This is a genomic window from Lagierella sp. ICN-221743 (assembly GCF_037890055.1).
In the GTDB taxonomy this organism is placed as follows: Bacteria; Bacillota; Clostridia; order Tissierellales; family Peptoniphilaceae; genus Mediannikoviicoccus.
This window is the reverse complement of sequence record NZ_JBBKBD010000004.1, coordinates 96,497-121,451: the sequence shown is the minus strand read 5'-3', so window position 1 is coordinate 121,451 and position 24,955 is coordinate 96,497. Positions and strand designations below refer to the sequence as shown.

Genomic DNA, 24,955 nt, shown 5'->3' with positions numbered 1-24,955 from the left:
ACTTACCCTACTAGCTTCTGCAGCCATTACGCCTTCCATATCAGTCCTGATTTTCTTGACTGCTGTAGTGTCAGTCGATACTTGCCTTTGTTTACTGTCTATATCAGCCTTTATAACTTCTTGCTTTTGTAGGCTGTCTTTGTAGGCTTTTTCTTGTATGTCTACACGTTCAAGTGCCTTTTCAAGTTTGGTAAAATCGACTACTAAGTCTTTGCCTATGTTTCCGCCATTTGCCATTGACTCTGATACTTCTATCTCTTTGACTTCTGACTGTATAAGCTCTTCAGCACCTTTATACAGTGCTACTTGTAGCTTTAAAGTTCCAGCCTTGGATACCATATCAGTTGATAAATATAGCTTGTATCTACCTTCTTCCACAGTTGCTACTGTGTAGAAAGTTTTATCAGGATAATTTGAGTTTACACCATAAAGCCTACACTCATAAGTCGTACTTGCGTCAAGGACTTCTCCATCAGTGGACACCATCTCTACAAGAAAGCCTCTTGATTTTGTATCTCCTTGTACTGGTTGAAGGTATCCCAGTTGATTGTCATCAAACCTTAAAGTTATTGACTTTATACCTAAATTCATATAAAATTCTCCTTTTTATGAAAAAAAAGAGAGGCTTTAAGCCTCATCTTCTTTTACAATTTCAGTTACAATCTCTTTAAGTCCACAGATTTCTGGTACCTTTTCAAGTGGATATCCTTGGACTTTAACTGCTGTAACCCATGCTAAAACTACATAACTATCTTTACTTAATTTATACATACTATCATCTCCTATAAGTTTATTCAGCATTGATATCTGTATTATCAGTACCAATATCAGTATTATTGTCATCTTTTTTATCCTCTGTTGGTGGCATAGGTGGCATTTGTACTTGTGGTGCCAAAGCTTGTGAAATCATCATGGTAAGTTCAAGTGTAAGCTTCTGCATTTGTTTTTCGATTTCTTCTCTAACTAAAATTACACCTTTGCTTACAGAGTCCTCACCTACTACTGACTTTGAAAGCTTTTCCAGCACAAGTGGAGCTATGCCACCTTGTAAAAAAGCCTTATTATATTCTTCTTGGGACACGTTTAAGTCTCCTCTGTATCTTATATTGTTTAAAATATCGTTGATTTCAAAACCGACATTTATCGTGCCAGTTCTGTCATCTACGACATTCCCTAGTAAATTTACTTGCATTTAGCCTGTAATCTCCTTTCCATTTACAAAAAGCCTACCTATCCTTACTACTCCTGAAGAGTCTATTGTAATAGACGGCGACCCCATACCTGGTCCTTTTAGGGAAGTACCCTCCCAAGATTGCCCAATCATATTTCCTGCGGGTCCTGTAAGTCCACCACGATTGAGTTCGTATACATATCCTGAACCTCTTGCTGCTACAGTGCCGTTTATATCGACTTGACCTCTATTGCCTCTATCCGTTATTGTGATATAGCTTGAATTTCCACTGAAAGATACAGAATTTCCTTTTAAGTCATAGTCGTAAGACCCATTACTCATTTTGCCATAATCATATGGTCTTTCTACAGTACCCCTGCTTAGATTGTCAGCGTTAAGGTTCGTTACGTTGATATTACTTGCGTTTATCGTTCCAAAGAGAGCAGAGCCTGAGACTGAAAAGTCGCCATTGACTTGAGTTTGTCCGTCAAGGATTATGTTTTTTCCTTTTATTCTTGCACTTTCTTGACTTAAGTTGATTGCTGTGATTACTCCGTCTTTTTTTACAAAGAGCCCTAAAGATTCTTTTGTCTGATTGATTGCAGAGGCGTTACCCTCTACATCAGAGACTAAAGTTGTGATTGCTTTATTTGAGCTTAGGTCTAAACTTTGTCCTACGTCAGATTTCAGTTTATTTGCACTTATGGAGTTTGTGATAATTTCATCTCCTGCGATACCACTTGCAGTTATTGCAGTCCTCCAATTCCAGTCGCCTTTTGGATTTTTAGTGTCAGCAATTAAAATCTTTCCAGCTCCCATATAGACAACCTTGATTGGATTTTGGTCTATAGGTCTGTCAAAACTGTAGTATCCAGCAGGAAGTTTGTATTCGTTATTTGCTTTTAACTCATAGTTGTACCCATCTTCATTCAAGTAGCTATCGGCTATCTCTACAAGAAGTCTCTCCAGCTTTGAATTTACAGCATTTTCTTTTTGAGCATTTTCATAATTTGATTGTTTAATTCTATCAGCTGTAGATACTACAACCTTATCTCCAAATTCAAACTCGACCACTTCGGGATTTAGGAAGTCTTTCTTGATTTTAAAGATCCTTGTTTTGTATCTTATATCAAGGTCAGGTCTTATGATTGCACACACTTCTCCAAGTTCAACTTTTTCTTTTGACACGGCTTTTGATTTTAATTGTAATTTTGGTCTAGAGTTTTCAAGTGCGTGTTCATAAGTTTGCTTTATCAAAGTTTCTCTGTCTTCAGTATCAGGAAATTCCACTATACCAATTCTTGGAGTTCCATCAGGATATCCAAATTGCGATGTAGCCTCTTTGATTTCTACATAGTCTTGTCCTAAAGGTTTATCTACTGGATTTCCTTTTGACTTTGACCATTCAACTTTATCAAATCTTATTTTCCTACCAAAACCACCTGTTTCACTCTCTTCACCTTTCCCAAGTCCTATAAAAGCTGTGTAGATATCAAAGTCAGTTTCTGCTACTACGTCTACCAGTTTGTCGCCGTATTCAAACCACTTTCCATAATCATTTTTGATTTCATCATAAAGATATATTTTTTTTGAGGATATCTTCCCATCTGCAAAAGTGATTTTTGGGATAAATTCGCAGTTCCAGGTTTTTAAAGCATTTGTAAAAGCTGTTAGAGTATCTACAAAATAAAAGTTACTTGTTCCCACTCTAGTGACATTATTACTCACCACTTCCCAACCTGTCCCTGTTAAAATCTGTCCTATAGCATATGAGGCTGTCACATTTCTTGGTCTTATATCTCTGATTATCTTTCCTTTTAGGTCATCAAAGAAGACGTGGACACAAGTGAAGTTGATTAGGTTGTTTTGTTTTTCTTTTGTTTTTATTTTATATAACCAAAAATTATCGTCTTCCTTTTGTCCTAAATATTGAGCATTTTCAAAGATATGTTTTTCTGCTATGTCATACTTTGTAGTTACATCAGCAGTTATAAGGCCGTTTATCTCTATGGTCTGATTGTTTACAGTAAGATTTTTAGGAGAAATTGTCTTTATTAGTTTTTGATTTTTATCAAAGAGAAAAACTCCTGTCATATCCATCTCTCCCTGTAATTAATTAAAATATCTCCACCATAGTTGACTGTGACCTCGTCTCCTCTATAGAGTTTAAATTCGTGAAAATCACTTTCCATTGGATCTAAATATTCCATCTTATTTTCTCCATTTACGAAGATTTTATCCTTTGTAATTTCTACAAGATTGCCACTTGAAAAGTTGCCATTTAAAACAATCTTTCTTACAGTCCTATTATTTCTTACGATTAATTTCTTCGTACTTGATGAAACCTTAAAACAAATTTTTTCTATATCAACTGGCTCTAAACCCCTTGTGATAATTTTCCCCTTTGCTTCTCTGGAGTGTCCATATTGGTAAGGGTCTTGACAGTGAATTACAAACTTTCCCAAGCCTTGCCATTGGTCATAAGGTGGGTCTTCTACTTCTATAACTCTTCCGTACCTGAAAACTTCGTCTTCATCTGCAAAGTAAAAAAGTACGTCTTCAGTGCTTTGTAAATATTCATTGAGTCGTCTTAAGATATAAAGTTTATTTCGATTGCTTGTAGCTTTAATCACATAGTGAACAACGATTTTCCTTGGTGGATACTTACCACCAAGGATATAATCTCCGTCTCGTCCCTCAATATTTAAAGTGTTAATATCTCTTGTCATTAGTCCTCTACCCTCTACATTCACAGTAGTGTAGCCGACTAACTCATCATCTAAATTTATTCCATTAAAGTTTAGTTTACAATAAATCAATATTAACACCTCCTTAATACTCAAGTTCTAAGTTTGTTTGCTTATCTTGTACTCTAGTGATATCTTCTGCAAAAGTTTTGAAGACGTGACCACCCATAGATAAATTCAAGTACATAGGTTGTTCTTTTTGTCCTGCAACTATATCCCCAACTCCTGCAGTTATAGCACCTTTTGCAGTTCCTAAGAAATTTGTGGAGAAGTCTCTTGTAGTTTCTTCTTCCATAAGGTCCATTGCTCTTGATACTGGTCTTAAGCTTCCTGTGATACCTTCGGCAAGTCCAAGATTAAGATATTCCCCGATTTCTTCAAAAACTTTCGATGGTGAGTGAATTTTAAAAGCACCCTTAACAGCACCAACAACTCTACTTGCAGCTCTTCTTGCAGCTCCTATTGCAGCACCAACTGCATTTCCAATCCCTCTTGCAAGTCCAAGAATTAAGTTTCTACCAGCACTTACCAATTGCCCCACTCCACCAGTGAAAGCTCTTACAATTCCACCAAGAACTCTACCTGCAGCACTTGCAGCAGCACCTAATCCATTTCCAATTCCTCTTGCTAAACTTCCGATAAGTTCAACACCTTTAGAAAGCATTTGTCCTACATAAGAGCCTATCTTTGAAATTATAGCTCCTAAGACTCCAGCAGCAGCAGACACGGCAGTTGGTATTGCTTGTAAAATCCCTGCAGCAAGTTTGCCAATAAGTTCGACACCTTTTGCTAGGATTGTTGGTAAGTTCTTTACTATTTCTGCAATGATTTTTAGTAAAACTCTTCCGATTGCAGTTATTACTTCGGGTAAGTTTTGAATTATACCTACTGCAATTCTCTTTACCATCTCAATTCCGTTTTTTAGGAAATCTGGTAACTTCTCTACTATCTTTGTAAGCACATCAAGAAGTAGCTTTCCTATAGTTTGTAAGACAGTTGGAATTTTATCCTTAATACCTTCACATAGTTTTACTATTAGATTTTTCCCATTTTCCATAATTTTTGGGAAATTTTCTCCAATGAAACTAAATAATGCAGAGAAGAGGTCCATCAGTCCACCAACTGCAGTTGGTATTGCCTGTAAAATACCCATAGCAATTTTACCTATGATTTCAGCGCCCTTTGATAGAAAAGCAGGCGCATGACTTGAAATAAATTCTCCAATTGTAGAAAAGAGTGCTACGAAATTTGCTTGAAAAGCAGGAAAACCTTGGACGATACCTTGTCCTATGTTTTGAACAATTTCAGCACCTTTTGCCAGTAAGTTCGGTATTCCTACAGTGATACCTTGGGCTAAGAAGTTTATAAAATCTTGTCCTGCTTGAAGCAAGCGCGGAAGAAAAGCTTTAATAAAACCTATTAGTGCAGGAGGTAAAGCTTTTACGATATTCCAAACCATAGGAATTAAATTCCCAAAAAGAAAGGTCGCTATAGTATCAGCCATAGCTTGTAAACTTGGTCCGAGGTCAAGTTGCCCAGCAATCGCGCCCTGTAAATTTTTAGCAGCTGCAAGCATTGCGTTAAAAGAACCTGAAACCGTTTCACTTGCTTCAAGAGCAGTCGTCCCTGTGATGCCTAAATTTCCTTGGATTGCGTGAATTGCTTCGTATACGTCTGAAAGATTGTTGATGTCGTATTTCACACCAGTAAGCTTTTCAGCGTCAGCAAGAAGTCTTTCCATTTCGGTTTTTGTACCACCATAACCAAGTTTCAAGTTGTCCAGCATAGTGTAATTTTGCTTTGCAAAACCTTGATATGCGTTTTGTATATCTCGCATATTGGTTCCCATTTTGTTTGCGTTGTCCCCCATGTCAATCATAGCCATGTTTGAGACTTTAGCTGCCTTTTCTGTATCTCCACCTAAAGACTGAAGTAGACTAGCACTAAAAGAAGTTACATTTTCCATGTAATCATTGGCGCCAATTCCTACAGTTTTATAAGCTTCTGCAGCATGTTTCTTTACTTTATCTGCGGAATTTTTGAAAAGAGTTTCGACCCCACCTAAAGATTGTTCAAGAGCTGCGCCTTCTTTTACAGTGCTTATGATTGCCTTTCCAATCCCAGCAGCTACTATAACTTTCTTTAAAGTGCCGACTAGAGTTTTCCCAAGTGAGGATCCAGCAGATTGCATTTCTCCGCCCATACTCTTTTCGATTCCACCTTTTATTCCTTTTGCAGAGGGTATAATTTGCACATACGCTTTACCTATATCAGTTGCCATTATTTTCCCTCACTTTCTTAATTATTTCTTTTCTTAACTTTTCGTACTCCTCACCAGTGCTTGCTCCATATGATTTTTTAGGTTTTTCAGAAGTCGACAAAGCGTCGACAACTGATTGTGGTCTATTTTGATTTTTCTGTCCGTCTTTTGTCTTAGCCCAAGCCAAGAAAGACAATCTATCTAAAATCCCAGCTTGTAGATAGGTATTCATATCTACAGTGGTCTTCGTTATAGCCATCATCAACCTTGAGTCCCCTCTAAGTCCTTTGACAAGTGTCGCTAAAGTCTTTAGAGGGACTTCCTTATAATTCAAAATATTATAAGTCTCTGCCAAGTCGCATACGACCTCTTCTTCATAATTTTTTAAAGCACTGGTAAGGAATATTAGTTTTTTACTTTTGTCTTGGAGAAGATTTCTACAAGTTCATCTGAAATTCTTGTAGAGGACACTCTTCCTTTATCGTCTCTACAGTGATCGTAGAGTCTTTTCTTTTGCTTCTCTCCTAAAAGTCTTTCTATAAGTTTAGGAAGTAAAAGAGGATTCTCATCTACTTCACTGATTAAGTCTAAAAGTTCCATGTCGTCTAAAACTTCTTCAAGTAAAGTAAATTTAAATCCTGATTTTGTGATACCTTTTGTCATCTATTGTTCCCCCGTAACTTGAGGTGCTTTTTGGATATATTCATAGTGTGAGTTACCTTTTTCGTCTGGAATTGCTGTAAGTGTAAGTTCATAACCTACAGCGTCAGAGTCTGTATACTCAACTTCTGAAATTTCTGAAACTTTTGCTTTTGGGATTACAATTCTTTTTAAAGCACCTTGTAAAATCATATCTACAACTATCACATGTTCTTCAAGGTCTTTTGCATTTGCTTTGATTGTAATTCCTGTTTCTAAGGTTCCTGTAACATTTGTTTGTCCGTATACTTCTTTTAGTACGTCAACGTTTAAAATTTCAATTAGTTTGTAAGTGAAAGTGTCTGTCTTTTCTGATTGAATTACTAAAACAGAGTCTCCACCCCAAGCTTTTATTGTTTCGGACTCCATTGAGTTTTCATTTTTTAATCCATCTTCTGATACATAACCTAAACCTTTAAAGGCTTTGTCAAGATTGTCTATCGCATTAATAGGTAATTTTGAACCTAGAGGTGCAGTCCAAATTGCTCCCTCAATTTTAGGTTTACCATATGAAACATTGCTTGCATTTTGAGCCATATTAATTCCTCCTAATAGTGATAGATATCAAAGACTGCTTGATATCTATATTTTTTTAAATCCATATCCGTAAAGTTATAATCTGAATTTAATTTTATGTTTGCCATTTCTGGTAGTTCTAACATTTTTAGCACTACCTCTTTTAATTCTTCATTTAATTTTGCTGCGCCGTATAAATTTAAAGCATAGGATTGAAAAGCAAAGGTTGAAGAATTAAGATAATTCTTCCTACTTGACCCCGTCTTTTCAAAGACTATAAATTTACTCGGCATTTTTTCTGGGACTTCTAAAAAGATTGGTACTTTTAGATTTTTTTCAAGGTATTTTTTGATTGTAATTTCTATCATCTTATCGCCTTTAAAAGTGTGTTATTTTTCTTATTGTCTTTTCTTGCTTTTCTGCTGGATGCCCACACCATAGCGTTAGACCTGTTCACTCCGTCATATTGGTCAACTTTGTATCCGTCACCAAGGCTTGAATATATTCTTTGAGCGTGGGAATTTATCACATTTTTAATTCCATCACTTTTTAGAAGTTCTTTTACTCCAGAAGAATTTAATTCAAATTTAAAGTTACTCATAGGCTTCCACCATCACTTTCTTATTCCAATCTAAAGGAATTAAATCTTCTATACCTTGAATTTCTTTACCGAAGACTTTCCATCTTTGATTAAAAAATCTTACCTCTTTATTTTCCCAGTTATGATTATCTCCTTTTGGTATTCCCAAAGTGTAGACAGCTTTTTTGCCAGTCAAATTTAATTGATTGGTCACGTCGTCCGTTGAGGTAGGAGCGACCAAGACGTTTTCAACTGGTATTTCTTTGTCTTCATAAATAGGTTGCCCAAAAGGATCTTTATCTATTTCTACTTTATCGATTAAAGTAACTGTTATTCCCTTGATTTTCGTCATAAAAATCAATCACTCCGTATCTTTGCCTTTTTAGTCCCAACTTTGCAAGCTCTGACCTTTTTATAAAAAGTCCACCGCCTGGTACAAGGAAAGTTCCCGACCATGAGTAGCCCAAGGCGGACTCTGAAGACTGTGTCATAGGTTCTTGATTTGTAGAAGTCATCAAAGTTCTTCCGACGATATCCACAACCACTGACTTAAAGACGTTTTTAAAGTCTTCATCTTCAAGCATTTTGTTTAAGTTTTTGCCTACATTATCAGCTTCAAGTTTTATAGAAGACTCAATAACTGGTATCAGTCCCTCTGCTTTGTCAACCTCTTCTTTTGTAAGTTGTCTAAAAAGTTGTATTACATCATCTACTGTTGTGTAAGTCATACTACTCACCCATCATCAACTTGATTAAATCTTCCTTTTTTGCTTTTTTGCTATATTCAATTCCAAGTGCGTCAAGTTCGTTGATAACTTCTTCTTTTGTTAAATCTGTTGAAGGTTCTTCAACTGTCTTTTTAACTTCTTCTATGACTTCTTTTTTAGGTTTTTGTTTTCCGTACTCAACCCAATCTCCGCCTGAAATTAAACAAGGACTATCAATGATAGCCCCTGTTTTTGTATTTATATACTTCATACTAAGCTTCCTTTACGATTGCAAAAGATTCTGGCATAAGGATTCCCCAGCCTAAGTATGCTTCACATCTTAAGTAAACTTGGTTATAGTTTTTAAGGTCTTTACCTGTTCCGTCTGGATCCCCGTATTGGATAACTTCAAGTGGAATTTGTTTTGCATATCCCCACTTAAAAGCACCAGCAAAGTCACCAACTATAGCTTTGTTTTTTCCACCATTTGCGATTGTTGGGTTTACGTCACATCTTAAACCATTAACTGAATCTGGGCTTGAACCCCAAGCAAATTCAGGGAATTGTTTAACACCATTAACTTTAAGTTTTGCAAGTGCAGTTGCAAAAGCAGGTGCCATTGCAAGTCCGTTAACTTCTCCTTCAGAACCTTGTACTAGTCCTACAGCTGCTTCAATGTTTGTGTCTGGGTCTGCTTCAGTATAAGCTACCGATTGAGTAACTTTTTTTTCAAAGCAGTTAGTACCAATAAGTTCTGAGGCTGCTTTTGAACGTGGATTAATTCCGTGAATTGCCATAAGGTCTAGACCTTTAGCAAGCTTTCTTGCAAAGCCTTCATTGAAAGCTTTTAGCATATTGATTTTAGCTTCATCTGATGCATACACGAATTCATCTGATATTCTTGCACCATACTCTACCTTCAAAGGTACAATTGTAACTGGTTCTAGTGTAACTCCACCGTGAGACTTCTTGCCATTTTCAGCTACAATGTCAATTTCAGAATCCATTGAAAATACAAATTGTTCTGTGCCATTAAATGGTATTGCTTCTTGCCCTGAAAGTACTGCAAGTGATGATTTTCCTTTTACTTTGTTAAATAAATCATTTACTAATTGTGCGTTAAATAAATTTCCTTTTGATAATACTTCTGCCATATTTTCACTCCTAATCTTCAAGGTTTAAACCTTGTAATAATTCTTTATATGCTCCACTTTGTCCTTTGTTAATTTCAGGGTTCTTAAGTGGTGGCACTACTTCTTCTTTTTCAAAATATCTTGAAAGACTTTTAGCATCTTCAAGCATTTCTTCTTCAGTTTCTCCCTGGATTCTTCCAGCTAGGTTGTAAGGAATTTTATTTTCAAGTGCAATTTTTCTTTTAAGTTCGGACTTTTCATATCCTTTAATTTGCCCTTTAAGTTTTTCAATTTCAGTATCCTTTTCTCCAAGCTTTTCAAGGTTTGCTTTTACTTCAGCATTTTCTGATTTAAGTTGTTGAATTTCGGTTTGAAAAGATTTCTCTTTTTCTTTAAATTCTTCTTCAACTTTGCTTCTCTCTCTTTTAAGTCTTTCTGATATTATCTTGTCTAATTCTTCTTGAGTTTCGATTACTTTAAATTCACTCATTTTTTTCCTCCCGTTTGCCCACGTCTGGTAATTTTTTATATTAAAAAAGTGGTTATTTCCATTTTGGAAACTACCACCAATTAATAACTAACTTTTTGTTTTATTTGTTCTTTTTGTTCTTTGCAAGCCCAGTGAGCAAGTAAAGCACTATCCATAAGGACTATATCCATATCTTCAAATTGACTTCGATATCCAAAACCACCGCTTGTGCCGATAGGTCTTTTATCGCAGTTTGTAACTACTTGACTAAGTGAGGGTTGGTCCATATGACACAAAGTTTTTGAAAAGACTGCTTCTTCCCACATTGAGTTTGCAATTATAATTTCTTTTACTGTTGGTAAAATTACATTGTTAAGTCCTTCATCTTTTAATTCTTTTGACAAGATATCTTGTCTTGAGGCTCCGTCAATAATGATTTTTTCAACATCAATATTTTTTAAAAATTTGATTATCCAGGCGTTGCCATTTCTGATATTTTGACAGTCTATCGACTCAATAAAAATCCTATTTGAAAGAGTTTTGACTGCGATTGATAAGGCTACGTTAGTTCCATCCTTGCCATATTTTATTCCAGCATATAATTTTCCTTTTAGTGTAGGCAGCTTCTTAACTTTTAAAGCTTCCCATTCAAATTCAGATATTGCCGACTTTTGATTGTATCTTAACCACAATCCCAACCTTTGAATATTAAAATCGGTCTCATCTGGACCAACTTCTTCTTCAATTGCTCTTTCTGTAAGCTTGTGACCCATTGATGGATTAGTAAGATACCATAAAGATTTGTCGTTTATATCTGACATATCGTCCACAGACCATTCAGCCCAGCCGTTGTGTTTTCTTCCACCTGAAAGAATTGACTCACGATATTTTGTAAAGACTGTCCCACCTGATACCAAAGTTGGTGGAGTTCCACACATTATCGTCATAGGATTGTCTGAGTCTGTGACTGTATATTTCAGTGCAGACTCTTGGTCATCTGTATACTCTTGAGCCTCGTCTATGATGAGCATATCAAAACCTTCACCAAGACCACCTGTGGCAGTCCTTGTTCTAAACTGGATTACTCCTCCGTGTTCGGTTAACTCAATTCTTTCTTGTCCCTTTGCTTTGATAGATGAAAAGTCTTCTCTATCCTCAAGTTCCATATCTTCAAGATACTTTTTTAATTTTTCAAAAGAAGAGTGAGAGGTTGAAATTCTATGTGCTGTGTGTAGGATATTTAGTCCATTAAAGAGTCCCCAAAGTTCAGCCATGTAGACTACTTCAGTTTTACCATTTCTTCTTGGAACTGCGTAACCAAACTTAGAGTGAGTCCAGAGGTCCTCGTCATTCATGGCAAATAAATCATTTACCATCTTCTCTTGCCAAGGATAGGGACTTCTTCCAGTTTTTTCATAAAGCTCTATAGCCTCATGACCTAGAGTTTTATCATAATCTAAAATTACCGACTTAGTGGGAGTTTGATTTCCATATTTTTTCATATTTCAAACTCCTTTGTAAAGCTTAATCGTGCTAATTTACGTGTGATTTTTACACAATTAACTCACGATTATCTTTAGTTAGCTGAATGCTATTATCTTTAAGCACGATGTATAATGCTTCTCCTAACCTTGAAACTATATCTTCGGAAAGTTCTAAATTATACATATCTGAAATTCCGTGTAATATTTCATGTATTAAAGTTGCTTTGTTTTGTTCTTCATCATTTAGCAATTCATTAAGATAAATTTCACGCTTATCATAGTCTATTTCACCATAACAATCATTTCCGTTATTTATTAAATTATGGTTCGGATTTGTTTTTATAATTTTATAATTTTTCCAACCTATTTTTATTTCATCTAACATTTTTCCTCCAATAAAAAAGCACCTCTAACATTTAATTGTTAGTGTGCTTTTATAAATAAACTATATCCTTTATACTCTTAATATCTAAAGCAATATTTTTTTTACCATTTATAACAAAAAAAGTATCATACTGTTCTTCAGGTTCATCAAAATCTTCTGCTAAAGATATTCCATTTCCTCTACATACAATGTTATCACCATTAGTAAATATTATTTTTATTTTATCTGCCCATTGAGCTTTTTCCCAATCAATCAAAATTATCACCTTTTATTGGAACTATATGTGTTCCCTTTCTTCCATAATGTATTCTACCCTTAGTTGTTGGATACTCTTTACCTTCATAAATATAATATCCAATAATCATTCTAAAATTTACATCTTCCTGTTTTCTTGGTTTTCCAGACTTTGTACTTTGAACAATTCCCCTACCATAAAACTCATTAATTAATCTTTGCGTTTCCTCGTAAGATATAGTAAGTATACTCTGTTTTCCATAACCTCTTTTTATTCTATTTTCTAAATGTTGATTAAACTGATTAGTTCCTAACAAATGTTTTTCATAATGTTCTTTATTGCTCGTTAAATCAATTTCACCAGAACGAACTTTCTTCACTATATTAATCGATGAAGAGTGTTCGACTAATGCGATTCTCCTCCTTGAATTAATTTTATCACTTTTATCAACATCGGTCCATTGTTTAGACCATACATCTTGCTTTCTTCCGTCACCTGGTAAGTAGTCAACGGTGCATCTGCAAAATCTATGTCGTCTCCACACATCTTTAGGTACATCTGGGTATTCATATACTCCAACTACTTCCTTACACCACTTACAACAATTACCAGCTTCTTTTCTAATTATTTTTGGTTTTAATCCAGCTTTATGTTGGAAGTCTGCATTTGTTTTTATAGTGTCGTCCACAATTGATTGAGTGAAATTCTTTACTGGTTCGTCTAATAGCCATTTTCCATCTTCAAAGTCATTATAATCACTTATTTTATTAATTATACCATCAACTCTATCTTGGTTAATTTCAGGTTTAATAGCTTTTATAGAGATATTAGATTGTCTGTTTAAGACCTCTTGAACATCCTTTGAAAAGTCGCTAACAAGTTCATAATTCTTTATCAAGTTAGGTTCAATCAATCTCTTTGCAATATTGTAGTACATTCTATTATCTGGCAAAATGTCTCCAGTGATTTCATCTTTAAATACTTCTGCTAAAATCTTACCAATTTCTATCGCAAATTCATTTGAGTCTTTGTGTGTTACTTTCTTGTTTTTTAAAGCAAGAATTTTCTTTTTTAAAATATCACTTTTTGAAGTTTTATTTTTAAATTCATTTTCAATCTTTTCTAAGATTTCAGGTACTATATCTTTTGTCATGTCATATAATCTCCCATCTGATATTGGCTCTTTGATACTTTCTTAAATACTCTTTATTTGCGTCAAACACTCTTTTTAAATTCTCCATATCACGTGGACGTGACCGTGTAAGAATATTTGTTTTAGCTTGGTTTAAATTGGGATTAATAAGCAAGTATCTTATGTTGTAACCTTCAAAGCTTTTTATTTCTTCAAGTTTTGGATAGCAGGTTATATGACAAACTTCATCATGATTTTTTAAAAGCCTTTTTGTCCACTCTACTTGATTTATTTTTGTTGAGTGTGGAGGCAGGTAATCTAAATCAGTAAAGATTTTAAAATTGTTTCTAGCAAAAGTAGTTTTCCCTGAACCTATAAGTCCACATAAGAAAATTACTGTTTTATTCATGATTAATACCTGTCAATTCTGAAAGACTGTCTTTATCGAAGTATTCAGGGATAGCTTGATTAATTTTAATTGCAGCGTCTCCTATGCCTGATAGAGTAGCTACGTCAGGTTCAAATACTGGATACCATTTAGGTTTAGTTAAATAGAATTGATTTCTTACATATGGCATCTCATCTTCTATGCATCTGGCAACATATCCTACATTTAAAAAGCCACTACCAAAGCACCTTTGTGCTTTTCTTGCAGCAATTCTTAAAGTTTCATGACTTGCTTTTATTGCTTCAGCAGATGATGGGTTGTCAGTTACAAAACCTAAATCATCAAGTGTAAGTCCAGTTTCTCCAGCAAAACCACTTGCCAAAGTTCTAAGTTGTTCAGTGAAAGGACTCATTGATGGTTGTGTGAATTGTCCTAGCTTCGGACTGTCTCCGTCACTGTCTTTTGTAAATTGCAAGAAACTTGATATTGTTGCTTTCCACTTTTCCATTGGTTCGGCTTCTTGTGAAAGCCCTACTATATACTTTTGAGGGAAAGAATAAAATTCTGCTGTGACGTCGGCTCTTTCAAGTGTCCTTTTTGCGTGTTGTTGAAAGTATATTGCATGTCTTGTAATTCTACTTCTACCAAAAGGTCTTACTGCGTCTGGCCTGTGGATAATTGGCACAAGCGCAGGGACATTTGCAGGGTTGTTAATTCTACTTACGATTTTGTCATCAGCATAGATTAAAGTTCTATCTGGTAAGAAGTAGGCTTCTAAGATTGGTTTGCCATTTTTATCTCGGTCAAGTACTGCATAGCCTTCTTTGAGTAAACCAGTGATTGGATCAATTTCTCCAGTTGCGTTAGAGCCTTCAATTATTTGTAATCTAGCCCTGTCATTTTCTTTTGAAATATAGACAAAACAGCAAGAACCTATAAGTGCAGAGAGGATTGCTGAGTCGAAGAAAACGTCAGGGTTGTTTAAGTTAAAGATTTCGTTTAGATGAAAGTTGTCATTTTGAAATTCTTTAAAGACAAGTCTATCAGCTAGTGAGTCTACAGCTTTTGAACACCAACCTAAGACTGCTCTATATCTTTGCCTTATTTGTGCAGGTATTGTAATTCCAATATCTTGGTCTTGATATTTTGAGTCATAAAGTCGGTACTTTATATCGACTCTTTTTTTATGATCTTCTAATTTTTTTCGCATATCATCAATCATATACATTGCTCCTTTTCGGTTATTTTTAGGGTTTAAGCGTGTTTCACGAGAAAATACGTACAGTGACGGCCCGAACAACGGCCAAGCCCTCTGAGGGGGAGTTATGCCCCCTTATAACTGAACCAGTCTCTCGATAGAGGTAGGTTTCGATTACTTATAGTTTGTGTTTTAAAAACTTGTGTCTCTTTTACCAGCTTGTCCGACTTCTGCCTATTACAACACATATGTGCAAGTTGTAAGTTACTTATATCACTTGGGTGTCCTCCCTTACTCACTGGCACAATGTGATCTATACAAGGACTCATTGGGTGCGGTGTTTTTAAACTCTTATCCACAGGTTGACCGCAGATACCACACACAGTTTGAGTCTTGAATATCTTCTTTCTGTTACTTTCATATACTTGTCTATGACCTCCAAGTCTGTCAGGTCTTTGAATTTTATTAATACTCATTGCTCCCACCCCTGCCTATATATCTTGAGTATATGTTCCCACATAATCCTTAGTTATGTATGGTCAAGTCCTTTAATTTCTTTGCTGCCAGTCTGACCAATCCTGAGCCGTCGCTTATTCGCCGCATGAAAGGAGGTGCATTTATGCACATGAAAAAAGAAAGTCACCTCTTAGGCAACTTCCTACACTACTATAATATCACATACTCAACTATCATTTACTATCATTTACTCTCATCTTTTTAAGAGCTTGACCATGAAGTTTATATACATGCTGCTCACTATAACAAAGCTCCCTACTAATATCTTTCCACTCAAGGCCTTCAAGGTATCTTAATTCAAGTACTGCCCTCTCTCTATTATCCAGCACCTTAAAATCTTCCTTAGCTTTTAAACTAAGTCCTATCAAGTAATTAATCTCTTTAATCAAAACTCTCTTCAACTCTATACTTTTGATTGCACTATCTTCTACACTAGAACCTTTCTTATGAGAAGTTTGAACCCTCTCTCCATACTCAAATGACTTCAAAGTATCAAGTCTTTCAAGTTGTCGTTCATAACTTCTAATCAAATTGTGACAACCAAATAGTTTATAGAGTTCTGCTTTCTTCATCAGGCATTCCTCCTCCACGTGCTAAGTACTTCATCAACATTGATGTAGACAACATTACCTATCCAGCCGTACTTTAAAAACTCCTCAGTACTTTTAATAATATACTCACACCTCTTCACTTCTTCTCTCTTCTTCCTACCACGTCTTTTGTATAAGTATCTATAAGCTTCTAAGTAGTCTTCCCTTGTCACATCAATCACAGCTTCAGCAAGTAGTAAATAATTCTTCTCATTTCCATTGCTCATACCAAACCTCCAGCCTAAATTTACTTTTTGCCACTTCTTGATAATCTTCTCTGTACTCTTCGACTTCTTCAAGTATCTCTCCAAGAAGAGATATTACAGTTTCTATCTTGTCTTCAGTGGTTATCATAGGTCAGACTCTTTTATAAATTGCCCGTCAATTGTCTTTCCTTTTCTGTCTTTGATTTCATCATAAGCACTTTGTACACAGTCAGTAAAATCTAAATTGTAAAACTTACACACCATCTTTAACTTTCTAATGGTCCCCAATATAACCCTACTGTCATAACTCATTCCTATAGTGCTCATAAGGCTTGTACTTATCAAAGATATCAGTCCGCTTTTTTCTCCCTCATATTCTATGTTCTTAGTCCTAGATAATATCTTTTGTAAATCGTGCTTTTCATCAATCATATTCCCAATAACAAGCGTTACAAAAACATCTCCAACACTGTCTTTTATAAGGTCAACATTATCCTTTGATATCCCAATAATTAACTCTGCCATTTCCTCTGCTGTTTTTATTGATTGGGCTTCTACAGTAGCTTTCTTGTCCAGTTCTCTGTCTATTGCCCATTGTTCGATTTTAGTTATTAATTCTTGCATTCTTCCACCTCAACTATTCCTCTATACTCGTATGTTGTTAAATATCTTGGGTTAGTATCTTTTTCTTTAATAAATTCTTCTGCTTCTTCTTTACTATCAAAATAAAATTTATTTTCAGGATATGCGTCAAAATATTTGATAACTAAATGTTTTTCCATTTTTTAGTCCTCCAACTCTTTTTCCATTTCTTTAAGTACTTCCGTTGAAAATTTTAAAGTTATTTCTTTGCCATAAACATCTTCATAGGTTTCGCTATTAACAGCTATAACTTTTTCATCTGTACACTTTGCAATTCTAACGATTGCTTTTTGTAAGTTGTGTAGTTGTTTAAGTTTTCTATCTACGTCTTTTAAATCCATCCTTATTCCTCCAGTTTATAATCAAAATCTACAATTCCACCTGCTTCTGTTCTACCGTCATTTGATAAGAAAAACTTGTTAATTTCATTTGATAAATAAGGTACAAGATTATCTTTGTTTAAATTTTTATTTGTTAAAATAGTTTCTCCGTCTCTGACTTCAACTTCACATTGGTATTTAAATTCAATTTTTAATCTCATTTAGTAAACTCCTTGACAAATTCTTCGTTCTAATTCTGTTGCATATTTCAGCATGTGACCTAATTGTGAGTTCAGTAATTCATCTACTTCATTTCCATTTTCTTTTTCAGTGTTGATATAAAAAGACAATTTGCCTATCTTCTCATATAAATCCGATAATTCTTTTAATCTATCTTGTAGTCTTTTGTATTTTTCTTTTTGTTCATTTGTCATTTTTAACCTCCTAGTTTTACCTTTAATGCTGATATCATAGCTATTGTAAACACTATTAACGCTATACTTATACTTACGCTAATTAATATTAGTATTCTAATTAACCAATCAAACCAATACACGGTTGTTATTCCTGCTTGTTTTCCTTAATCTCTCTCTATTTCAAAACTGCGACACTCCATAAACTCTTTAGCGTTTGCCACTAAAGCATCTATGCTATATGCGTATTCATAATGATTTATTGCGTCTATGACAACTTCTATTGCATCTTCTAATCTTAATACTGTTAATTTTTCTGCCATTTTTAATCCTCATCATCTTCAAAAAGCAAATATTTTTCCTTTTCTACCCCGTGCATATGTTGTAATCCAAATAAATATCCTTTTAAGCCTTCATCGTTTATGTCTTCAAAATGTACTCCAAGTACTTCTTCAATGATTTTTAATTCTTCTCCATCTCTGTTAACATATCCATCGCAATCAATGCAATTTTCAACTGCTTCAATAAACTGTTTATAAGTTATTTTCATTTTCTACTCCTCCAAAATCCAATCCAAGTAAACCTTACATTTCCTATAATCTTCCAATCCATTCTTCTTTTCCGCCCTTATCAAATATTTCAAACAATTTCCAATACAAAAACTCTTAAATCCGTCTTTGCCTAAAACTGCTTTTATTACGTCTATACTTTCTACGTTTAAGCCATCTAACTTATAGTGACTAGGTTGTTTAATATTGTCTTGACAGTGACAATCAGTACAGTTTTCACAACCTTTACATTCTTCATCTTCTAAATCCTCTATAATTTCATCTAAAATTCCCATTATAAAATTTGTAAAAGGGTCAATCGAACGTTTTTCGTATCCCATATTAAACCACTCCTTTACATATTTTCTGTCTAGTTCTAAACCTTTTTGTCTTCCTTTTTCGATTATAGTTTCCTCAAGTTTTTCCTTATTCATCTAACACCTCTATCTTGTCAAACATTTCTAAGTCTATATCATATTTTTCTACAATTGCACCTATTTCTTCATCTGTGAATTTAGTTTTATAATGCTCTGTTTCTTCTTTGTTTCCTAAACATATATCTATAAAAGTTTCTCTAACCGTTCTGAAATTAAAATAGGTCTTTTCTTCATAAAACTTATCCGCTATCCACCAATACTTTTCTTTTAACCTATATTGATATCTCTTTTCTTCTTCCCTCTCACCTTCAGGTGTTCTTGCAAACTCTACTAAAATATCAAAAAGTTCTTCTTTTAGTGGCCCAGGTAGTTTATAAAACGATATTCCAATCACGCTAAATCCATATCGTATTTCTAAGTCTATTGTTGCAATCTTATAATTATCACTTGAGCAACCCTCGCAAATTTTTATATACGATTGACCATTAGGATATTTATTCTTTTCAACAATAAAGTTTTTATCATATTTTTGTCCAAGTTTGTCGATTTTGTCTCTTAGTTCGTTAATTCTCATTAATTATCCTCCTTGCCTCTTCCACCGACCTTGCAATGCCCCAGTTAGCACCTGCATTTTTTAAAACTTCTCCCATTTTGAGTTGTTTTTTAGATGGCTTGCCCTTTTCGTTTTTAACTTCTATAAAAACTGCTTTCCCGTCACTTTTTCTTACTCCAAATAAATCAGGAAATCCAGCAGGAAGACCAGTTGTAATAAATCTTCCATCTTCCGTCTTAAATCCACCAACATTCGCCCTAAAAATTAAAGCTATATCTGCTACTCCAATTCTTATAGAATTTTGCACATCAATTTCTTTCATAGTCACCTCTAAAAAAATAAGTGTGTATAGTTGTGTATGGTTTTCGCCCTTTTCTATATACTTATATATATTTATATTTTTATCCTAAAAGTCTTAAAGAAGTATACAAACCATACACAACTATACACAGACCAGTAATATCAACGGTTTCATTTTTCCAAACTATACACAAACTATACACAAACCCTACACAATAGTTAATATGATTTATATATATTATATGGTTCGCTATCAAAATTTAATTTCAAACCTTTATATATATTTCCTTGTCTGCCTCTTTCTTTTCGATACTTCATTCCGATTTCCCTACCAAACTTGGTGTTACTCATTAAAAATTGTTCATTTTCAATGGCCCACCTCTTATAAGCTTGGTATAAATCTTTAGCTTTTACACTCTCTTCTGCACTTACAATGCAACACTCATCAATAAAAGCTGTAATTACATCCATTTCAGACTTATATTCTTCAGTAGCAACCTTTATTGACTGAGGCATACTTAGTCCCTCTCTCTGCCACTTGAGACATCCTTCAACTGCCCAGTTGAGTATCCCTCTTAGTTCTTTTTTTAATTTATACTTTAAGTCCTTATCAACCTTTTCATCAGGAATTTGTACAGTGAAAGGTATCATAATCATACGTCGCCATATACCGTCGTCTCTTCCTCTGATGATAGGTTTATGATTAGCAGCAATCCATATTTTAAATTCAGGATTAAAATCAAACTCGTTTTCGTATAAAAACCTTGCAGTTACCTTGTCGCCACCAGTAAGCTGTTTAATTAAACCTTCATCAAACCTCATACCTTCATTAGGTTCTGTGGTAGTTACAAATCTAGCACCTTTAAGCCTTGCAACATCACTATTTGCAGCACCTTGAAACCCAGTTTTTACCATAATAGTTTGAGGTTGAATATTCGTCGCATAGTCTCCCATAATTTCATTTATTAGATCTAAAAAAACTGACTTCCCATTTCTTCCATATCCGTGCAAAATAAACATGCATTGTTCTCTTGTGGATCCAGTCAAACTATAACCTACAGCCTTTTGAATATAATCAATTACTTCTTTGTCCCCTGCGAAGATTTCATGTAAGAAATTTTCCCAAAGCGGACAATCAATCTTATTAGTAAATTCTACATAACTTTGCTTACTGAATAACTTCTCCCTATCATGTGGATAAAGTTGTCCAGTTTTTAAATTTAAAAAACCGTTATTTACATTAAAAAGCCTTATATCCTTGTCAAAGTCTCCAGGCTTTACAGGAAGTAAATGCTCAGCTTCCTTTAACATATTATTCTTCCCTCTACTTTGCCTTGTAGACTTTAAATGCTTTTGAAAGGCTTTCTCCATCTCCTCACTTTCCAAGAGAGGAAATTCATTTTTCATTTCTTTTATAGTATTGTCAGCAAGTCTTTTAACATTTCCACTATCGTCAAGTTGCCACTTCTTGCCATTGTAAAGGTACCAATTTTTAGCCACATAAGAAAATCTCGCTATGTCTTTATTGAGATTAAAAAATCTTACTCCATTTCCAGTATCGTCAAAGGCTTCAATCTTTTTAGTGTCCTTTAAAAAAATCTTGTATTCTTCCCCAGGCACATAAAAGGTCTTACAATTCCTTATAGCCTTAGCTAACAAATTATTTCCGTAAGTGCTTCCTGCTGTCTTTCTATCCCACTTAGGACGAAATAAGGCGGACTTTCTAAATATCATGTCCATCCTGTTTATATCTCCGCCAGTCCAAAAAGCTAGCATATTAGCAAAAGCTAAATCCGCCTCACTTTGTGAAGTATAAAAGCCCTCCCACTTTCCAGCATAAAGCCTCTGAAAAGCTTCTCCCTGCTTAGAGCTAAAAATTTTATTAAAAAGTTCATCATCATTGATACTTGCTACATCCCTTACAGGCTCCTGAATTACATCTTGCAAGTGCTTAGAGTGTAGATATTTAATCTCTTCAGTCCTCTCTTCAACTTCCCCACTATCCGTCAAAGCATTACCAGTCATAATAAAATATCTTCCATTTTGGTACATTTCAACATTGCCTTTTCTTCTAGCACCTTCAGGAAGTTCACCCTTACAAATTATGTGAATTCCATTCCCCGATTGAGAAATTTCCGTGTAACTCTTTAGGCTTTCCACAAATTCAGTGATAATGTTGCTTTCTCCCTCTTTATAGCCTTCAATTTCCTTACTAACATTATCAATATCCACACCAAAATATGGAGGTTTAAAAAAATATCCGATACCATCACAATTGTGCACTTTGACACCAGTTTTAGCTGCTTCAAAACTTGACCAAGTATTTTCATCATTACTTTTAGCATTATTGCCAGTGCGGGCATTGATGGGAATTTTTCTCCCGTCAATTATCCGATAACAGCACCAGCAATTATTCTCTTTCAATTCCTTTGGTATCTTTTCATACATTAAAATGGCACATCCTCATTGTTTGAATTGTTATTATTAATCATAGTTGCGCCCTCTACCATAGTCCCAGGTGCGATTTGAGGGAAGTCACTTTCTTTAAATCCCTTATACACATTATTAGTGTACTGTCTTCCATTAAATTCATTAGTTTCTAAGGTTATCTTTGCCTTAAAAGGCTTATACATCAAAGCTTTTAAAACGTCGTCTTCTGACTTAAATTCAGTCCCATTCGCAAGTTTAACAGCCCTTGCAATTTGTGCCACAAAACCCATATTTAGTTCTCCAGTATCCTTTGAACACCATAGGTTGTACAACACCTTTCTTCCTTGATTACTTTGGTTTACATCTTTTCTTATAACTCCGTGTAGCAAAAAGAACCTTGTTCCACTATTCGCAACTCTTTGTTCGTAGTCCTCGAAGTACATTTCATAAACTCCACCCTCAACATAATTTTGCGCTAAATCATAATCAATTTTAAACATTCTCTTTCCTCCTAGATATATCCTAATATTTTCCCTTGGTAGTAAGCCCAACCAGGCTTATAACCTCTATTTTTAGCTAAATCATACAATTCACCCATAGACTTACAGTCTTCAGGCTCCCTATAGTCAACGACAAATTCAGTCTTGACTTCTTCCAACTCTACATCCTTGATTTCTTCTAACTCTTTTTCTTCAGTTTTTAACTCAGCTCCACACTGTAGACAAAGGCTACACTTAGACGGATTGGCACTGAAACACTCAGGACAAATTTTAATACTAACTTCGCCTTTTTCTCTGTCCCTCTTTGCCACCTTCTCCCCCTCCAAGCTCCACTCGTGAGGAGTATCAGGCAGGTTGTGTCTTTCAACATTTCCTACATGGTCAATAATCGTCGCAACCTTGCCTTTTTTGTATCTCATACACCTCATAGCCTGCTGTATATATAGACTTAGAGAGGCAGTAGGTCTTAGTAAAATCACACAGGAGCAGTCAGGCACGTTGAAACCCTCTCCAATCAAATCGACATTACATAAAATCTTTATCTTCCCACTCCTAAAATCTTCGATAATTTCTTCCCTTTTATCCTTAGGAGTATCTGCCGATATATGTTTGGCACTTATACCTGCCCCAGTAAAATACTTAGCAATCCTCATGCTATAACTTACACTGTGGCAGTAGCAAATAGCTTGCTGCCCTAGAGCTAACTTTTTATAGTGACCAATAACATCACCAAATATAGCGCCCTTGCTCATAGCCTCATCAATACTTGCCTTTGTATACTCTCCAGCTCTCTTTTTTAAAACGTGAGTATCTAAGGCCCTTGGTGCATAATACTTATAAGGTGCTAAAAAGTTGTTCTCTATCAGCCATTTCACAGAAGGTCCCTCGATTAAAATATCGTTAATATCTCCAAGCCCTTTTCCATCAAGCCTAATAGGTGTAGCAGTAAAACCAATCCTTGTTGCACTTGGAAAGGCTTCATATATATCCCTATAAGTCTTTGCCATGCTGTGATGGTTTTCATCCGTCACAATCATCTTGGGACACTTGATTTTATCAAGGCGATTAGTAGCAGTCTGAACCATGTAGACATCAAGCAAATCAGGATTGACTCCAAACTTTTCAAAGTCCTCTTCTATCTGCTCTTTAAGTTCTTTTCTATGAACAAGAAATAAAACCCTATTTCCCTTGTCCGTTGCCCCTTTTACCATGTGAGATATGATGTAACTTTTACCACTTCCACATGGAGACACAATGCATGGATGTTTATAACCATTTAATATAGCCGTCCTAGTCTTCTGCACTATTTCCTGTTGATACTCGTACAAGCTCACTTTGTAAACACCCTTTTCTATCATCAAGACGATTTTTTGCATACACATCCATACTTGGTTGTAGTACAAAACCCCTCTTAATCTCTTCGTCCTTTTCACTGATTATTAAACGACCAACAACATCACATAACCCTAAAAAATTATTTAATATCGTCCTTCTAATATCAGGAATAGCACGATTAAATATCTGCCCTGCTTCAGTTTCCCACTTGTCCGAAGTTTCCCAAGCAGTAAACAAAACATTACAATCAACACTTTTTATAGCTCTGAAACTGTCCATAATCACAAAGTCACTTCTTTGGTAGTCTGCCATACTTGGCACACGATTATTTTTCCCCTCTCTACCTTGCTGTGCTAATATGGATCTAAATAACTCAGTCACATTATCAATCACGATAAAATCATAATCTTTAAAATTATCCTTTATATACTTCACAGCCTCAATCCAACTTTCCCATATCTTATAAGAGTCAATCTCCAAGATATCTATATCATCTTCTCCCATAAGGACTACGGAAGACTTATCAATATCTACAACAAGCTTTTTGCCAGGTAAATATTTTATAGCTGTAGTCTTCCCAGTCCCAGGATTTCCATAAATTAAGTAAGTTGCCTTACTTTCCTTTAAATCACTAGCCTTAAAAATTTTCATTATCTAATCCTCAAACTTTCACTTTCTTGCAACATTACACCTTCAACATCAACTCCATCCTTTAAATCTTGATAGATTTTAGTTTTATCCACAGAAGTTTTGTGTATAAGATACTTTTCAGGAACCTTGCTTTCATCAAGCACCTTTACAGAACCCCTATTTTTTTGTATATTGAAAGAGAATAAATCAGTTTTAAACTTAGTTTTATTCACTCTCTTCATATTAAATTCAAGGTAAGATTTTAGGTCTGAAATTCTATTTTCAGTAGATTTGCGTATACTATTAAGCCTATCAATCTCTTCCTTGAATTTTAGAGAGTCACCCTCTAACTCCTTAATAACTTTTGCGATACCATCAGCCTTTACTTCAATTTCATCATCAATCACACCTAAGGCACTTTCAAAGTCACCCTCTAAGTCCATCAATCTTACATAACTTTCAGTTAACTCGTATAATTTCATTTTCTACCT

At 34.9% G+C, this 24,955-nt stretch carries 41 protein-coding genes; all 41 read right to left on the bottom strand.

Annotated elements, in window-relative coordinates; all coding sequences use genetic code 11:
* A partial coding sequence (locus WKS98_RS03455; protein WP_498916941.1) for a hypothetical protein occupies positions 1–591 on the bottom strand: 591 nt, incomplete at its 3' end.
* Between the two features lie 36 nt (positions 592–627).
* Entirely contained in the window at positions 628–771 is a 144-nt protein-coding gene (locus WKS98_RS03450; RefSeq protein WP_498916939.1) for a hypothetical protein, read from the bottom strand.
* Between the two features lie 19 nt (positions 772–790).
* Entirely contained in the window at positions 791–1,192 is a 402-nt protein-coding gene (locus tag WKS98_RS03445) for a hypothetical protein (RefSeq protein WP_498916938.1), read from the bottom strand.
* Entirely contained in the window at positions 1,193–3,265 is a 2,073-nt protein-coding gene (locus tag WKS98_RS03440; RefSeq protein WP_498916936.1) for a phage tail spike protein, read from the bottom strand.
* Positions 3,262–3,990, bottom strand: a complete 729-nt coding sequence (locus WKS98_RS03435) for a distal tail protein Dit (RefSeq protein ID WP_498916935.1) — start codon at positions 3,988–3,990, stop codon at positions 3,262–3,264. The genes WKS98_RS03440 and WKS98_RS03435 overlap by 4 nt, the downstream gene beginning before the upstream one ends.
* Before the next feature lie 13 nt (positions 3,991–4,003).
* On the bottom strand, positions 4,004–6,199 hold the full coding sequence (locus WKS98_RS03430) for a phage tail protein (protein ID WP_498916934.1): 2,196 nt from the start codon (positions 6,197–6,199) through the stop codon (positions 4,004–4,006).
* Positions 6,189–6,512 (bottom strand): DUF5361 domain-containing protein, encoded by a 324-nt coding sequence (locus tag WKS98_RS03425; protein ID WP_498916932.1) that lies wholly within the window; start codon positions 6,510–6,512, stop codon positions 6,189–6,191. The genes WKS98_RS03430 and WKS98_RS03425 overlap by 11 nt, the downstream gene beginning before the upstream one ends.
* A 71-nt stretch (positions 6,513–6,583) precedes the next feature.
* Positions 6,584–6,841, bottom strand: a complete 258-nt coding sequence (locus WKS98_RS03420) for a hypothetical protein (protein ID WP_498916930.1) — start codon at positions 6,839–6,841, stop codon at positions 6,584–6,586.
* Positions 6,842–7,414: a phage tail tube protein gene (locus WKS98_RS03415; protein WP_498916928.1), complete on the bottom strand. Its 573-nt coding sequence runs from the start codon at positions 7,412–7,414 to the stop codon at positions 6,842–6,844. It abuts the gene before it with no gap.
* An 11-nt stretch (positions 7,415–7,425) separates the two neighbouring features.
* The gene (locus WKS98_RS03410) at positions 7,426–7,761 is read right to left on the bottom strand and encodes a hypothetical protein (protein WP_498916926.1); all 336 of its coding nucleotides are present in this window, start codon (positions 7,759–7,761) and stop codon (positions 7,426–7,428) included.
* Positions 7,758–7,994, bottom strand: coding sequence for a hypothetical protein (locus WKS98_RS03405; protein WP_498916924.1), 237 nt, complete (start codon positions 7,992–7,994; stop codon positions 7,758–7,760). Before WKS98_RS03405 ends, WKS98_RS03410 begins: the two co-directional genes overlap by 4 nt.
* A complete protein-coding gene (locus WKS98_RS03400) occupies positions 7,987–8,325 on the bottom strand; it encodes a hypothetical protein (RefSeq protein ID WP_498916922.1) in 339 nt (112 codons plus the stop codon). Before WKS98_RS03400 ends, WKS98_RS03405 begins: the two co-directional genes overlap by 8 nt.
* Entirely contained in the window at positions 8,285–8,701 is a 417-nt protein-coding gene (locus tag WKS98_RS03395; protein WP_498916921.1) for a phage Gp19/Gp15/Gp42 family protein, read from the bottom strand. The genes WKS98_RS03400 and WKS98_RS03395 overlap by 41 nt, the downstream gene beginning before the upstream one ends.
* Position 8,702: 1 nt before the next feature.
* Positions 8,703–8,951: a hypothetical protein gene (locus WKS98_RS03390; protein ID WP_498916919.1), complete on the bottom strand. Its 249-nt coding sequence runs from the start codon at positions 8,949–8,951 to the stop codon at positions 8,703–8,705.
* A gap of 1 nt (position 8,952) precedes the next feature.
* Positions 8,953–9,834 carry a phage major capsid family protein gene (locus WKS98_RS03385; RefSeq protein WP_498916917.1) on the bottom strand — a complete coding sequence of 294 codons (882 nt, stop codon included), beginning with the start codon at positions 9,832–9,834 and terminating at the stop codon, positions 8,953–8,955.
* Between the two features lie 10 nt (positions 9,835–9,844).
* The gene (locus tag WKS98_RS03380; protein ID WP_498916915.1) at positions 9,845–10,303 is read right to left on the bottom strand and encodes a capsid assembly scaffolding protein Gp46 family protein; all 459 of its coding nucleotides are present in this window, start codon (positions 10,301–10,303) and stop codon (positions 9,845–9,847) included.
* Between the two features lie 80 nt (positions 10,304–10,383).
* A complete protein-coding gene (locus tag WKS98_RS03375) occupies positions 10,384–11,784 on the bottom strand; it encodes a terminase large subunit domain-containing protein (RefSeq protein WP_498916913.1) in 1,401 nt (466 codons plus the stop codon).
* Between the two features lie 49 nt (positions 11,785–11,833).
* Complete coding sequence (locus WKS98_RS03370) at positions 11,834–12,151, bottom strand: hypothetical protein (RefSeq protein WP_498916911.1); 318 nt, start codon at positions 12,149–12,151, stop codon at positions 11,834–11,836.
* A 49-nt stretch (positions 12,152–12,200) separates the two neighbouring features.
* On the bottom strand, positions 12,201–12,407 hold the full coding sequence (locus tag WKS98_RS03365; RefSeq protein ID WP_498916910.1) for a hypothetical protein: 207 nt from the start codon (positions 12,405–12,407) through the stop codon (positions 12,201–12,203).
* Positions 12,400–13,539: a polymorphic toxin type 50 domain-containing protein gene (locus WKS98_RS03360; RefSeq protein ID WP_498916908.1), complete on the bottom strand. Its 1,140-nt coding sequence runs from the start codon at positions 13,537–13,539 to the stop codon at positions 12,400–12,402. The genes WKS98_RS03365 and WKS98_RS03360 overlap by 8 nt, the downstream gene beginning before the upstream one ends.
* 1 nt (position 13,540) lies before the next feature.
* On the bottom strand, positions 13,541–13,927 hold the full coding sequence (locus WKS98_RS03355; protein ID WP_498916907.1) for a hypothetical protein: 387 nt from the start codon (positions 13,925–13,927) through the stop codon (positions 13,541–13,543).
* Positions 13,920–15,128 (bottom strand): hypothetical protein, encoded by a 1,209-nt coding sequence (locus WKS98_RS03350; protein ID WP_498916905.1) that lies wholly within the window; start codon positions 15,126–15,128, stop codon positions 13,920–13,922. The genes WKS98_RS03355 and WKS98_RS03350 overlap by 8 nt, the downstream gene beginning before the upstream one ends.
* Before the next feature lie 101 nt (positions 15,129–15,229).
* Positions 15,230–15,580, bottom strand: coding sequence for an HNH endonuclease (locus WKS98_RS03345; RefSeq protein ID WP_498916904.1), 351 nt, complete (start codon positions 15,578–15,580; stop codon positions 15,230–15,232).
* Positions 15,581–15,793: 213 nt separating this feature from the next.
* Positions 15,794–16,192 carry a sigma factor-like helix-turn-helix DNA-binding protein gene (locus WKS98_RS03340; RefSeq protein ID WP_498916902.1) on the bottom strand — a complete coding sequence of 133 codons (399 nt, stop codon included), beginning with the start codon at positions 16,190–16,192 and terminating at the stop codon, positions 15,794–15,796.
* Positions 16,192–16,437: a hypothetical protein gene (locus WKS98_RS03335; protein ID WP_498916900.1), complete on the bottom strand. Its 246-nt coding sequence runs from the start codon at positions 16,435–16,437 to the stop codon at positions 16,192–16,194. Before WKS98_RS03335 ends, WKS98_RS03340 begins: the two co-directional genes overlap by 1 nt.
* Positions 16,421–16,564, bottom strand: coding sequence for a hypothetical protein (locus tag WKS98_RS03330; protein WP_498916898.1), 144 nt, complete (start codon positions 16,562–16,564; stop codon positions 16,421–16,423). The genes WKS98_RS03335 and WKS98_RS03330 overlap by 17 nt, the downstream gene beginning before the upstream one ends.
* Complete coding sequence (locus WKS98_RS03325; protein ID WP_498916897.1) at positions 16,561–17,040, bottom strand: MazG-like family protein; 480 nt, start codon at positions 17,038–17,040, stop codon at positions 16,561–16,563. Before WKS98_RS03325 ends, WKS98_RS03330 begins: the two co-directional genes overlap by 4 nt.
* Complete coding sequence (locus WKS98_RS03320) at positions 17,028–17,198, bottom strand: hypothetical protein (RefSeq protein WP_498916895.1); 171 nt, start codon at positions 17,196–17,198, stop codon at positions 17,028–17,030. The genes WKS98_RS03325 and WKS98_RS03320 overlap by 13 nt, the downstream gene beginning before the upstream one ends.
* A 3-nt stretch (positions 17,199–17,201) precedes the next feature.
* Positions 17,202–17,399: a hypothetical protein gene (locus WKS98_RS03315; protein WP_498916893.1), complete on the bottom strand. Its 198-nt coding sequence runs from the start codon at positions 17,397–17,399 to the stop codon at positions 17,202–17,204.
* A gap of 2 nt (positions 17,400–17,401) precedes the next feature.
* A complete protein-coding gene (locus WKS98_RS03310; RefSeq protein WP_498916891.1) occupies positions 17,402–17,599 on the bottom strand; it encodes a hypothetical protein in 198 nt (65 codons plus the stop codon).
* Positions 17,600–17,812: a crAss001_48 related protein gene (locus WKS98_RS03305; RefSeq protein WP_498916889.1), complete on the bottom strand. Its 213-nt coding sequence runs from the start codon at positions 17,810–17,812 to the stop codon at positions 17,600–17,602.
* Between the two features lie 146 nt (positions 17,813–17,958).
* Positions 17,959–18,114 (bottom strand): hypothetical protein, encoded by a 156-nt coding sequence (locus tag WKS98_RS03300; protein ID WP_498916887.1) that lies wholly within the window; start codon positions 18,112–18,114, stop codon positions 17,959–17,961.
* 2 nt (positions 18,115–18,116) lie between these two features.
* The gene (locus tag WKS98_RS03295; protein ID WP_498916886.1) at positions 18,117–18,341 is read right to left on the bottom strand and encodes a hypothetical protein; all 225 of its coding nucleotides are present in this window, start codon (positions 18,339–18,341) and stop codon (positions 18,117–18,119) included.
* A gap of 3 nt (positions 18,342–18,344) precedes the next feature.
* The gene (locus WKS98_RS03290; RefSeq protein WP_498916884.1) at positions 18,345–18,773 is read right to left on the bottom strand and encodes a DUF3310 domain-containing protein; all 429 of its coding nucleotides are present in this window, start codon (positions 18,771–18,773) and stop codon (positions 18,345–18,347) included.
* Positions 18,766–19,290: a hypothetical protein gene (locus WKS98_RS03285; RefSeq protein WP_498916882.1), complete on the bottom strand. Its 525-nt coding sequence runs from the start codon at positions 19,288–19,290 to the stop codon at positions 18,766–18,768. Before WKS98_RS03285 ends, WKS98_RS03290 begins: the two co-directional genes overlap by 8 nt.
* Positions 19,280–19,591 (bottom strand): VRR-NUC domain-containing protein, encoded by a 312-nt coding sequence (locus WKS98_RS03280; protein WP_498916880.1) that lies wholly within the window; start codon positions 19,589–19,591, stop codon positions 19,280–19,282. The genes WKS98_RS03285 and WKS98_RS03280 overlap by 11 nt, the downstream gene beginning before the upstream one ends.
* Before the next feature lie 197 nt (positions 19,592–19,788).
* Positions 19,789–22,017: a phage/plasmid primase, P4 family gene (locus tag WKS98_RS03275; RefSeq protein WP_498916878.1), complete on the bottom strand. Its 2,229-nt coding sequence runs from the start codon at positions 22,015–22,017 to the stop codon at positions 19,789–19,791.
* Positions 22,017–22,499, bottom strand: coding sequence for a DUF669 domain-containing protein (locus tag WKS98_RS03270; RefSeq protein ID WP_498916876.1), 483 nt, complete (start codon positions 22,497–22,499; stop codon positions 22,017–22,019). Before WKS98_RS03270 ends, WKS98_RS03275 begins: the two co-directional genes overlap by 1 nt.
* An 11-nt stretch (positions 22,500–22,510) precedes the next feature.
* Positions 22,511–23,875, bottom strand: coding sequence for a DEAD/DEAH box helicase (locus tag WKS98_RS03265; protein ID WP_498916874.1), 1,365 nt, complete (start codon positions 23,873–23,875; stop codon positions 22,511–22,513).
* Positions 23,790–24,485 carry an AAA family ATPase gene (locus WKS98_RS03260; protein ID WP_498916872.1) on the bottom strand — a complete coding sequence of 232 codons (696 nt, stop codon included), beginning with the start codon at positions 24,483–24,485 and terminating at the stop codon, positions 23,790–23,792. Before WKS98_RS03260 ends, WKS98_RS03265 begins: the two co-directional genes overlap by 86 nt.
* Positions 24,485–24,946, bottom strand: a complete 462-nt coding sequence (locus WKS98_RS03255; RefSeq protein ID WP_498916871.1) for a siphovirus Gp157 family protein — start codon at positions 24,944–24,946, stop codon at positions 24,485–24,487. The genes WKS98_RS03260 and WKS98_RS03255 overlap by 1 nt, the downstream gene beginning before the upstream one ends.
* Positions 24,947–24,955 lie beyond the last annotated feature (9 nt).